This is a genomic window from Streptococcus sp. GMD6S (assembly GCF_000297015.1).
Genome location: NZ_AJRH01000169.1, coordinates 1 through 1049, shown reverse-complemented (window position 1 = coordinate 1049; position 1049 = coordinate 1). Strand labels below are relative to the sequence as shown.

Annotated in this window: 1 protein-coding gene; it reads right to left on the bottom strand. The window is 34.1% G+C overall.

Annotated elements, in window-relative coordinates:
- Positions 1 to 872 (bottom strand): N-6 DNA methylase (locus GMD6S_RS09420; RefSeq protein WP_001041615.1); only part of this gene is annotated, 872 nt, incomplete at its 3' end.
- Positions 873 to 1049: the final 177 nt, after the last annotated feature.

The window sequence follows — 1049 nt, the reverse complement described above, 5'->3', positions numbered from 1 at the left end:
TTCACAGGATCGTTTTCATTAAAATAAGGCCAGTCATCCTCCAAGGTATCCCCGTTTCGAGTGATAATATTGGATGGCAAAATTCCTCGCATAATCAAATTCATACGTGTCAAATTGTAGGTGTTGCTCTTTAATTCTTGGGCATAATATTGGATTTTATTTTCCCCTTGGATAAATTTTGAAGCAGATTGCCCGATGTTGATGAGCAAAGAGCCCGATCCACTAGTCGGATCATAAATTTTAATCTCATCTTTATCATGGAGATGATGGGCCACAATTTCAGAGATTAGTACAGAGACTTCGTGAGGGGTATAAAACTCCCCTGCCTTTTTACCAGCATTTGCTGCAAACATGCTAATCAGATATTCGTAAATGAAGCCCAAAACATCGTAGTCTCTTCTCCCTTCCATAGGAATTGACTTAATTAATGTAAGAAGTCTGCTAATAGCTTTTGTCTGAGAAGCAGATGATTCTCCAAGCTTACTTAGGCCAGTTTGGAGAGTATCAAAGACGCCATCAAAAACATGTTTATGTCCTTTACCAATTAATCGATTAAATGCTGACAAGGCATCTCGAACATTCGATACATCGAAATCAACCCCTTTTTTAATCCAAGTAGAAAAGAGATTATCATAACTGATAAAATAACCAATTTTTTCTTGTATATATTTTACAGTTTCTTCATCAGACTCTGATAAATCAGATAGATCGTCACCGTATCCTTCTTGAGAAAGGAATTGTTCTTCTTTATCTGATAAAAACTTGTAAAACATAAATCCTAGAATATAATCTTTATATTCGTTGGCTTCTATTTTAGAACGCATTTCATTGGCTGATTCCCAAATTTTTGCAGCTAATTGTTGCTTATTCATATTTGTATCCTATTAATCTAAAATATATTTACTTTCTATTATACCACAAGTAGCAAAAAGCAGTTCTTCATTTTACGAAAAACTGCTTTTACTAACTAGTTTTTAATGCATAGAGTCATCTCTTTGTTCTCTACTTTACATATAAATCTTTAAAGAGACCGTCCACTTCTGCTATTT